Raw genomic sequence first — 10828 nt, 5'->3', positions numbered from 1 at the left:
GTTCAGCGGCGTCCTCGCGGCTGACCTGGCTTCCACCCGGCTCGCCGACATCCTCGCGCACAGGTAGAGACAACCGCTCGTGGCGATTGGGGGATGTAACCCCATTGGCAGGTACGAGAGGCCTCCGTGGCCCACATCACGAAGAGGATCATCGGCCGATGAGCGCTGCTCGCGGTTTGGCTGCCGAACGCCGACTCTGCGCAGCCGGTAATCGCGCGGCATAGACCGTCCACTGTGCGCAGAGCGGCCAGTTCTGGTTCGTGCTTCGGAGAGCCGTGCCTCGTCGCATTCATAGGCGAATTCAGCAGCTCCACGTCCGGTCCGAAGACCAATCGCTCCCGGATCGGAGCATTCAGATCAGGAGGATGTCGTTGAACATGTGGCCGAGGAGACTGGACACCGCATCAAGCGCGCTCGAGAGGCCGCTGCCGACGAGTTTTACGTCGGTCACCCCGAACACCCTTTCCACCTGAGCTGTCAAGTTGTCCACCCAGTCCCGGTCAGGAGAGAACTCCTCATGCGGTTCCACGGCCATCAGGACGCGCGGGGAGGTGCCGAGCATCTGCGCTGTCACGATGGTTGCGTCTTGCCCTGCCCAGGGGATCATGCCGCGGTCGCGGACATGCGGGTCGACCAGCAGGTAAACGTCCCGGCCGGACGGCAGAGCGCGGCCGAGGCGGTCGGCGATGTGCCGTGCCATCGTCTCCCGTTCGTCGAGCTGCTCCTGGATCAAGCTTTGCAGGTAGCTGACGTCGGCTGGGAGCTGCCTGCGGGCGACCTGCGGATCGTTGTACCCGTCGATCATCCTGGCGTACCTTGTCACTTCGTTGACTGCCAGCTGCAGGTCGGTCACCTCGGTCTGATGCCCGGCGCGAGACTGCATGTGGCCGATGCGCTGGCCGGGCAGAAGCCCCGCCAACTGCCCGAGAGCAACCCGGTCGAATGTGCGAACGACATCTATCGGCACGTCTTTCAGCTCGATGATGCCGCTGGCGTTCGCCACGACCGCGGTCAGCTCAGCTTGGCCGTCGGGGCTAACCCAGCGCAGCAGCCCGTAACGGGCAGCCTGGTGGCCTGTGACCTGCCGCTCGCGCTCGTTGGACAGTTCGGCCAGCAGGTTCAGTGCTTCGAGCTGCTGCTCGACAGCGTCCTGGCGGGGAATTTTCACGCCGTGGATCACCGAGTCGGAAGAATTGGTGGTGTTCCCGACCGGGAAGCCGAGAGCCCGCTCGAAGGCGCAGGCGAGGCGGCGCGAGGGCAAGGGGTCGTCCGGCTTTCCCGTTACGGACGTCAGCACGACCTGCTGGCCGAGAAACGACCCTGCCGGCATTTCCCTGAGACCGGTCAGGGCGGTGTCGCGCTCAGGCTGATTGTGGTAGGCGACGGCGGCGTAGATCGGGGTATCGCCGAACAGCCCGCGGATGAACAGGCGAGGCTGCCTGCGGATAGCGAGCAGCGGCGGCAGATGGGGGAGCCGGGCGCGCGGCGGCAAGTCCTGCCTGGAAAGTTCCCAGAGGGAAGGTTTCCCGACGCCGTAAAAGGCATGAGCGAACGGACCCAAGGCTGTCCGCAGCCGGCCGTTGAAGACCAGGGACGCTATCCGGGGAAAGGGGATGCGCCCGAGCCGCAGCCCGATCTTCCCGTACGCGTAAATCACTGCTTCGGAGGATCCGGGACGCAGGACGACTGAGGTCTGGTGCTCATCCGACGGCGTAACCGCCAGCTCTGAGTCCCGCAGCTCGGCTAGCGCGGCCGACGGGTCTCCGCTGCACCGGAAAATGTCCCGGGCGTACAGGAGAACCTGCTCGCTGCGAGGGCCGGGGCCGTCGCCGTCGGCCAGCTCGATGATCGCGCCGAGCACGGCGAGGGCGCTTTCGCTGAGCTGTGCCACAGCGGCGACGGACGGGTCAGCGGCGCCGAGGCTGACCAGCGTGTCGCTGATCTCCGCGTACTGCGTGAGCGCGTCTGCGGGCATTCCGGGACCCGCTTCGGCCATGGCGCGCAGCTGAGTGCCAGCCGCGCGCAGGTACCCGGGCAGGTCGCTGTCTTGGACCTGCTCGCGCAGCAGGCGGCGGCGCTGGTCGTGAAACCACGGCGGGTTGCCCGGCACGAAGATGCGGCTGTCGACCAGCCGCCCCTGCGTAACAGCCCAGGCGGCAGGCTCCATCCCGAGATACGCGGCGGCATATCGCGAAGGCAGCGGCGCACTGAGCACGCTCAGCTTCAGCGCGGCGACGTGGGAGCCTGTATCGAGTCCCCGCAGCGCCTGACTAGTAGCTGCGCGCAGCACTTCCTCCCGGCCGCTCCGGCCAGCTGCATCAGTCAGGGGCCGACCTGTCCTGAGCAACTGCACGGCGTTGGCCACATCGAACCCGTAGCCGTTGGTGTTGACCAGCACCTGCTTTGCCATGTCCGGGGGAAGTCCCTCAGCGCTGAGCCACTGCTCTATCGCCCATTCTTCCAGGCCGAACAGCGGGTACACCGTGATCCCGGCCCGGGTGTACTCATCCAGGATCGACTGGTCTGCAGCGCAGACACCCGTGAACGTGCACAGGACCGATACTTTGTCCGGAAGCAACGGGCGAAGGTCCATCAGTCGGCCTCGGTCCTCGGCCTGGATGTGGTTGACGTTGTCCAGCGGGAGCAGAATCCTCTTGCCGCCCGCGGCGTCAGCAACATCAGCGGCCAGGACGGCGATGGCGTGGATCACGTCAGGGTCGCTAGCCTGCCGGATCCGTACGGCTACGTCGTCAGCCGCAGCCTCCCTGACCTGGTCGAAGTACTCAGTGATCACGTCGGTGACGTTCTGGCCAACCCGGTCGCGGACGGCTCCCAGGACGATCCGCGCGACGGCCAGCCCGACCTCGCTGGCCTTAGCTCTGGCCAGACGGCGTCCGCCCTCGACCAGCAGCCTGCCGACCCTCTTCGCCGCGCCTTCGTCTTCCGCGATCAGCGCGGCCGCAGCCCCCAGCGCGTCAAGCAGGCTAGCCTGCAGTGCCGCAGGCGCATGCCCCACCACAACCGGAGCCGGGGCAACCCCGCCGAACCGGGCGACGACCTCCTCCAGAACCCGGGTTTTCCCCACGCCGCTGTCGCCGCATATCACCGTCACGGGCACCCGGGTGGTCAGCAGGTCCAGAACCTGCTGATCCCGCCCATACAGAATCCCGTGAGCAACCCCACCCGAAGGCATGCCCGCAACCTTATCCATGAGACCCGCCCACGCGGTTTGACGCGGTGCCCGAGCCCTCCGCACTTACGACCTGATCATGACGCACCCTCTGAGGTTGCCCCGGCGCGCCGTGGCGGCTCCTCGGAGCCATAGGAATCCGACCGCCGTACTGGCGCACTCGCAATACTGTGTTCTCGTGGCTTCCGCAAATGACTGGGCACACTGGTGCACTCGTTTCGATGCGCTCAAGGACGAGGTGCTAGGGCTTCACCACTCGCGAAGGATCTGGCGGGCTGTCCGCACGATGATCGAGACTAATCCGAATGTGCACCGCTCAGGCATCGCCGAGCACTGGCTGACGCAGTGCTACTCAGTGGCGCAGATGGCAGGCGTTCGACGGCAGGTCGACAGGCGCGCCGATGCTGTCAGTCTATGGCGGTTGCTGGATCAGCTTGCTGTCAAGCCGGGGATAGCAACTCGCGCATGGTTTATGCAAGAGTTGCAGGCGCGACCTCAGTCGGCTCCTTACACGGCCACTCTGGGCGATGTATTTGACACTTTCGCTGGGGCCGGGAAACCTAGTGTGGACAAGGATATCGTTCGGGCTGATCGCGATCGTCTTTCGAATGATGCTGAGAGCGCCAAGCGCGTTGTCGATCAGTCCGTGGCGCATCAAGCCGACGCTACGCGTGCAGGATACGCGGGAGTGGCGATAATCACCTGGGGCGAACTCGACACCGCGATCGATACTGTCGGTGAGCTGTACAAGAAGTACTACAATCTGCGCCACCCCGGCGAGAAGCTAGGTAACCTCGAACCAGATCTGCCCGCCGGTTGGGACCGGCTATTCGACACAGCGTGGAAGTACCAATGACCCCGAAAACCAAGGTAGAGGTCATAGTAACAGGCCTAACGCCGCCCACATGATCCGATCTGCACTGCGGTGGCTTACAAGATGCTGGCGCGCAAAATGTTCATTCTGGCAAGGCAACCAATCGACCGTCAAACCGTTCATAGCCGCGGATCTCGAATGACGGCCACAGACCGGCCGTAATCGCTGAGCGTGATCGGAATGCCGACTCGCCCAGTTCCTTATCGCCGAATAGGCATGTCTACCGAAACACTAGGAATATTCACGCGCAGTCGCGCAGAACATCCGGATCGGATGCGGGGGTTGCATGTGCCGCCTGAGCAGCCTAGATTCGAACTGCGGCCTCGCGGTCGCCTGGGTCTCAGGCCGCACGGGCGATGAGCTGATTCTGCAACTGGTGTTCGATTACTATTGACGAGACGCCGTAGCGCTGAGCAATCTGCTCAACTTCCTCTTGCGAAGCAGCCTCGGGTGGACTTTCCAGCAGTTGCGCGATGCCATCGGCCGGAGCGAGCAACTCAGCTGCAAATGCGCGTTCAACGCGCTGACGATGCGTGTGCGCGCTTGTTACCACAAATACTGGGGAGTCGTCCCAGATGTAATGCCAGAGGGCTCTGGACAGAGTGAAGCGGTTGGAAGCTGCTGGCCGGCTCTGACCGATTGCCACGACGGGGCGAGGATCACTCGTCGGCGCGCCGAGTGCTTGGAGACTGAAGTCAGGCGACTTTCGGACAAGAGTAGAAACATAACGATCAGTAGCAAAACGACGGGTAGTGTCCGGTTCCAACTGCTGACGGATTAGCCGTGCCTGCTCGTAACCGACCACCCAAGGATGGTCCATAACGCTGGCGTTGCGACGGTGAGCGAGGTTGCGTAGTTCTCGGATTACTCCGAAGTCGGCCGTTATCGACGACCTCTGCAGTATCTGGTCGCGTTCGATGGCCGAACGTACCGAGGAAACCCAGGACAACGCTTTCCCGATGTGATCGGGGCTGACAGCGTTAAGGAAGTCCTCCAAAACCTGTCCACTAAGCGTTTGAGCCGCTTGGATTATGTCCTGCTCGAATGACTCGGCGTCAGAATACGGATCCAGGCCGAGACGTGCGGCCGCCAGACAGTATTCTGCTTCCTCCGCGTCAGTCTGCTGAATCGCTGCCCATTCCTTCTCAAGGACTGTGCCGGTGACACCCTGTTCGGCCAGACGCGTAAGGGTCTCGGTGACCAGGAGCTCAAGTTCCTTCTGGACTTGATCGCTCCGCAGCCGAAGGTCTCCGCGCGTGAGAAATCTAACAGGAAAGCGCGATGATTGGACACTGTCGTTTCCCCATACCAGGCGCGTCTCTTCATCGTCTGGAATGATCAGAAGGTCAGGCCATGCGAAGCCATCGCCGCTTGACCGAACCGAGTGGTGTTCCCAGAGTGCGGCGGGAAGAGGGCGCGGCGCCGATGCTGAGAGCACATTATCGTGTCCGAGGAAGCTGGATGGTCGTGAATCTGCTAGCAAGAACCACCAGTTGTACGCGATCCACTCGGCGAGAGGGTACAGTGGACAGTAGATAGAGCGTCGAGAACTCCCAGATCCTCGATCCTCGACTAGCGTGACGAAATCGGGACCGGCCTTTATCTCAATCCGCGCCCAAGTGGCACGGTGCTCGGATGTGCGTACCGACTCTGCGGGCTCCCATTCCCATCTGATTTTGAACTCGTGTTCAGGTGTCATTTCAAACCCTCGACATGTTCATCTGCTTCAAGCGGATATCCTTTGTACTCACCGAGCCCAGGGTTCGACAAGCGTCCCTCATAAATTACCCCTCCGTGCTGACACCAAACATAGCGCGGGAAATCACCCTCCCATAGCTCGCCGGTGTTGCCGATGCTAATCGCTTCCCTGAGCCATCGCGTTAGCTCTTCTCGATCTGCGAGCTTCGGATCACATTTAGATGCGTCAGCACGCGGGTTGAAAGGACCTGCGAAAGAAGGAAATTTCTTGTGCTCAGTGCTGCCCACGTACGATGTGCGCTCCGCAACCGCAGCAAGGTCAACTCCCGGCGGAGGTGCTACGATCCGCCGTCGCAGAGGATGCTTCCGCTTAGTTGCCCGCACAAGCTCATTATGGCGTCCCTCACGGCTGCTTCGCGTCAGGCCCCGTCCACGAGCTGGCTGTGATCCGGCCAGCCGACCGATCATCTGCTGGCGTTTGGCGAGGGCCGCTTCGGGGTTGAGGATCGCGTTCAGGCTGCTGAACTGTGCCCGCAGCTGTCCGCGCCGAATCTCGCATACCCGCAGGTCCAGCACAGCGCCGCCCTGGTAGTTCCACACCGCGAGGTGGTCGCCGTCGGTGATGACATAGTAGGCGGGCTTGAGCCAGAAGGCATAGCTGCGAGCCTGGCCAGGCTCGCGTCCGGTCCTTGCCCGGTGCCTTCCAAGAATGACGAGCACGACAGGAGATCCAGATCTGCGCGCCTCATCTGACCAGCGCGTTAGGTTAGGGCCCGTGGCCGCGCAATAAGGCGGCTCCCGGAACATGCGAGCGGTCGTGTTCCCGTAGCGCATCCCGCGACGAGCGTCCCCGCCGCTCCCGATGGCGGGTGCCGTGGGAGAGTTGCTGGCGTGGCCGTGAACCTCATCCACAGCAGCCGGCTGTTCCCTGCTGCCCCCTACGCCTACGCTGCCAGGGTGGGCCAGGGCGACCTGGTCTTCACCGCAGGTGCCTGCCCGCTCGACCGGCAAGGGCGGGTCGTGGCCCCGGGCGACGTGGCCGCGCAGATGCGCCAGGCCCTGGGCAACCTGGCGGTGGCCCTGGATGAATCCGGGGCGGCGATCAAAGATGTCGTCAAGACGACCGTCTACGTGGACAGCAGCGACCGCAGCGATCTGGTCAGTGCCTGGGATGAGGTGGCTGGCTTCTTCGGCGGCCATGACGTGCCCGGCACCCTGCTCGGCGTCACCGTCCTGGGCTACCCCGGCCAGCTTGTCGAGATCGAGGCCATCGCCGTCGGCTCATCCCGATAATACGCACGTCGGGCACGACACAGGCTAATACGCACGGTGACGACGCCCATAAGACGGAAGGCGCCGGATCGCCGAATATTCGCTTGTGCGGTCTGGTCGTACGTTCGCGCCGATGGGATGCAGAATAACCATTCCGGGGCGCTTTCCAGGTCGATTGCATCTCGCTGTGAACGATCAATGAAACGCATACGGCTAAGCCGTATCCGCCCGATTTTCGGTCAGTACTGCCGTGCTTCCGGGGTTGCGTGACGACGCTAAATGCTCGCCGTCCAGGCCGAGAAGCCTGGCTTTGCCGAACTGACCTAAGGATTCTCGGCGGTCGGCCGGACCGCTGCCTGGCTTCCAGTGAAGTGCGTGGTCTGGCACGCGCGTGACTGGCTTTCTCTAGTTTATTTCCGACCTTGCCCGTTTGGCCCTATGCTTTTGCCATGCCGGGTGGGGCGGGGATGCTGGTAGGCGGCCGGTACTTGCTTGCTGAGGTGGTCGGCGAGGGCGGCATGGGGCGGGTATGGCGTGGCCACGACCAGCTTCTGGACCGTGTGGTGGCTGTCAAGGAAGTGCTGCTGCTCCAGCAGTCGCAGCAGGTGCGTGCGGAACTGGCCGCCCGGATGCTGCGTGAGGCACGCGCCGCGGCCCGGCTCGACCACCCTGGAGTGGTAACGGTCTATGACGTGGTGGAGCAAGAAGGTGCTCCGTGGATCGTGATGCGGTTCGTCGCGGGCCCGTCGCTCGGTGCGGAGATCACCCGTCTGGGCCGACTGCCATGGTAGCGGCTGGCCGGGATCGGCGCCCAGGTCGCGGCTGCGCTGTCGGCAGCGCACCGGGCAGGGATTGTGCACCGTGATCTTAAGCCGGACAACGTCCTGCTGGCTGGCGAGCAGGCCGTCGTGACCGATTTCGGTATCGCCCGGATTCTTGATGCCACTACGAGGCTGACAGGTAGCGGTGTCCGGGTCGGCACCGTGAACTACATGGCGCCGGAGCAACTGGAGGGTGGTGATGCTGGCCCGCCGACTGACCTGTGGGCGCTGGGTGCCACACTGTACGCCTCGACCGAGGGAAGCCCGCCGTTCAGTGCCCCCACCTTGACGGCCGTAATGGCGGCGATCTTGACCCGGGACCCGGCCCCGCCAAGGCACGCCGGGCCGCTGGGGGACCTGATCAGGGCATTGTTGGTCAAGGATCCTGCCGGGCGCCCCAATGCACAGTTCGTCATCAGTACCCTCACCGACGCGGCCGCTTCCGCGGCCCTGGGAGCGCGCCAGCCGGACTCCGGCACGTCAGCCCGAGATGCCGCTCCTGAGGCATCCGGGCGCCGGGAGCCGGCTGGGCAGGTTCCGGCTACCGCCGTGGCGGCCCTGCACGGCAATCAGACCCAGCAGCCGCCCGGCGGCGCGCCGCCGCCAGGCATCGGGATGATCTCGCATACCGCGCCCGGGATGCCTAGTGACCCAGATGGCCCTCCCGGCAGGCCGGACGAAGCAGTCCCGAAATCAGATCCGGCCGCCGAGTCCGCCGATGGGCCAACTGTGGACGTCGTCTCCGCAGGCCAGCGTGCCGGGCCCGAGAGGCGCCTGGGCGATGCCGAGGCGCGGCCGATTGGCCGCCCGAAGCGCCGTTTCCTCGTGATCGCGATGGCGTGCGTGCTGCTGGCCGCCGCAACTGCCGTCTCCCTGGTCCTGGCCACTTCAGGCGCGCCGCCCGATCAGACATCTGGCAGGGTCGTCGAGGTCACGCTGTCACCTTCACGCCCGGCGGGGGCGGCCGTACTGGCTGCCGATGCAGCGGTAATCCGCCGGAGGGTCGGCCTGCTGGGCCTGCAGCACCTTCAAGTGGCAGTGGCGGGGCAGGACGTGCTGCTAACCGGCCCGGAACCTAGCCAGGGCCAGCTTGCGTTCCTCACGAAGAGCGGGGTACTTATGTTCCGGCCTGTCCTGCTAGTGGCTCCGCAGGCCGGCACCTCGGCGGGCACCGGGTTTTACGGGGATGCTGCGGAGGTGAGCACTGCGACCATGAAGCTGTTCGGCAAGCTGGCGTGCGAGCCAGGCCCGAACCCGGGAAAAGTGGACGGCAGTTGGATGGCCTCCGTCGGGTACACGCCAGCCCAGGAGCAGTACGACGATTCCGCCAGCCAGATTGTCTCCTGCGACGCGGCGGGCACGAAGTACGCGCTTGGCCCGGCAGTTGTCGAGGGCACCCAGCTCACGGGGGTACAGGTCAGTCCGCAGCAGGGCAGCACCCAGTGGGTTGTCAACCTGACGCTGGACGGGGCCGCCGCCAGGGCATTCGGCGCGCTGACCACTAACCAGTACAACACGTACTACGCGGCGGCGGGATCCAACCACAACGACCTTGCCCTCGACTCGACAGCGATCGTGCTCGACGGCAACGTCCAGGAGGCGCCAGAGACCGCAGGCGCGATCACTTCCGGGCAGGTCACGCTCAGCGGCCCGCAGCCAGACGGCTTCACTAAGGCCGCCGCCCAGAACCTAGCCGAACTCCTGGAAAGCGGATCACTGCCCGCCAGCGTCCAGATCAGCAACATTACGAACGTAGCCGGATCCCCTAGTCAGACATCTTCAAGCCAGTAACCCGGCGAACGCGAGGCTCGCTCAAATGACCGCCTGCTGGACGCCGCTCCACTCTAAGCGACTGCGTCGCATCGAGGGATTCGCTGGCCCAATCGCCAAGGTCGGCATTTGAAATGGCTAATTCATGGCTCTACGTGAACGGAGTGCACACCAGGAGCGGCTATGCGCGCTCTGACGTCAACGAGGCACTGGTTACGGATCGCAACGTGTCGGCGCTCATGTAATTCCCCGGCTGTGAGGGGGTGACGATCACGTAATTCCCCACCCGCCTCGATCACGTAATTCCCCATGGGGATGGCGTGCGTGTCGTGGTGGACCTGGCCATCGAGCAGGAGCAACCTGTCCTCCCGTCTGGGACGGGAGGCCGATGGCAAGGAGAACGTTCGACGTGATCGATGTGACGGAGATACTCGTGCACTGGCATGCGGGCCGGTCGCTGAGCGAGATGTCGCAGTCGCTGGGGGTGGACCGTAAGACGCTGCGCAAGTACATCGCGCCGGCGGTGGCGGCCGGCATCACCCCGGGCGGCCCTGCGAAGAGCGAGCAGGAATGGCAGGAGCTGGTCCGGGCCTGGTTCCCGCAGCTGGCCGATACCCGGCTGCGGCAGGTGACCTGGCCGGAGATCGCCGGGCACCACGATTACATCGTCGCGCAGGTCAAGGCCGGGGTGCGGATGTCCACGATCTGGCAGCGGCTGCGGGACGAGCACGGCCTGGCGGCCAGCGTGGCCAGCTTCCGCCGCTATGTCGCGGCCAACATCCCGGAAGAGACTCGCCGGTCGCAGGTGGTGGTGTGGAACCCGCGGCCGTCTGAGGCCGGGGAGCAGGCGCAGATTGATTACGGGCAGCTGGGCCGGTGGCTGGACCCGGTGACCGGCAGGCTGCGGACGGTGTGGGCGTTCGTGATGGTGCTGGCGTGCTCGCGGCACCTGTTCGTCCGCCCGGTGCTGGTGATGGACCAGCGGGCCTGGACCGACTGCCATGTCGCGGCGTTCGAGTTCTTCGGCGGGGTTCCGGCCCGGCTGGTGCCGGACAACCTGAAGACGGGAGTGGACAAGCCCGACTTGTATGACCCGAAGCTGAACCGGTCCTATGCCGAGCTGGCCGCGCACTACGGCTGCCTGATCGATCCGGCCCGGGCGCTGAAGCCGCGGGACAAGGCCCGGGTGGAGCGGCCGATGCC

Annotated in this window: 7 protein-coding genes and 1 pseudogene; 5 read left to right on the top strand and 3 right to left on the bottom strand. The window is 64.6% G+C overall.

Annotated elements, in window-relative coordinates; translation table 11 throughout:
- Nucleotides 1-352: 352 nt before the first annotated feature.
- Entirely contained in the window at nucleotides 353-3193 is a 2841-nt protein-coding gene (locus Q1N79_RS15395; RefSeq protein WP_300609670.1) for a hypothetical protein, read from the bottom strand.
- Nucleotides 3194-3368: 175 nt separating this feature from the next.
- On the opposite strand from Q1N79_RS15395, the gene Q1N79_RS15390 reads away from it, so the two are divergent.
- Nucleotides 3369-4046 carry a hypothetical protein gene (locus Q1N79_RS15390; protein ID WP_300609668.1) on the top strand — a complete coding sequence of 226 codons (678 nt, stop codon included), beginning with the start codon at nucleotides 3369-3371 and terminating at the stop codon, nucleotides 4044-4046.
- A gap of 358 nt (nucleotides 4047-4404) precedes the next feature.
- Here Q1N79_RS15390 and Q1N79_RS15385 read toward each other — a convergent pair whose 3' ends face one another.
- Entirely contained in the window at nucleotides 4405-5502 is a 1098-nt protein-coding gene (locus Q1N79_RS15385) for an ImmA/IrrE family metallo-endopeptidase (protein WP_300609666.1), read from the bottom strand.
- Nucleotides 5503-5759: 257 nt separating this feature from the next.
- The gene (locus Q1N79_RS15380; RefSeq protein ID WP_300609664.1) at nucleotides 5760-6482 is read right to left on the bottom strand and encodes a hypothetical protein; all 723 of its coding nucleotides are present in this window, start codon (nucleotides 6480-6482) and stop codon (nucleotides 5760-5762) included.
- Nucleotides 6483-6659: 177 nt separating this feature from the next.
- Between Q1N79_RS15380 and Q1N79_RS15375 the strand changes: the two genes are divergently transcribed.
- From Q1N79_RS15375 to istA, 4 genes and pseudogenes are all read left to right on the top strand, one after another.
- Entirely contained in the window at nucleotides 6660-7055 is a 396-nt protein-coding gene (locus Q1N79_RS15375; protein ID WP_300609672.1) for a RidA family protein, read from the top strand.
- A 428-nt stretch (nucleotides 7056-7483) separates the two neighbouring features.
- Nucleotides 7484-8266: pseudogene (locus Q1N79_RS15370) on the top strand (serine/threonine-protein kinase); the annotation flags it as partial.
- A 318-nt stretch (nucleotides 8267-8584) separates the two neighbouring features.
- Complete coding sequence (locus Q1N79_RS15365; RefSeq protein ID WP_300609674.1) at nucleotides 8585-9646, top strand: hypothetical protein; 1062 nt, start codon at nucleotides 8585-8587, stop codon at nucleotides 9644-9646.
- A 388-nt stretch (nucleotides 9647-10034) separates the two neighbouring features.
- A partial coding sequence (gene istA, locus Q1N79_RS15360; RefSeq protein WP_300609662.1) for an IS21 family transposase occupies nucleotides 10035-10828 on the top strand: 794 nt, incomplete at its 3' end.

The sequence above is a fragment of the Trebonia sp. genome (assembly GCF_030042015.1).
In the GTDB taxonomy this organism is placed as follows: domain Bacteria; phylum Actinomycetota; class Actinomycetes; order Streptosporangiales; family Streptosporangiaceae; genus Trebonia.
Note: the sequence above shows the minus strand (reverse complement) of the source record. Positions and strands in the feature narration are given on the sequence as shown.

What these genes read in the sequence shown, in the direction of transcription:
- Q1N79_RS15395 (WP_300609670.1), bottom strand. Translation starts at nt 3,193, where the DNA reads ATGCCTTCGGGTGGGGTTGCTCACGGGATTCTGTATGGGCGGGATCAG.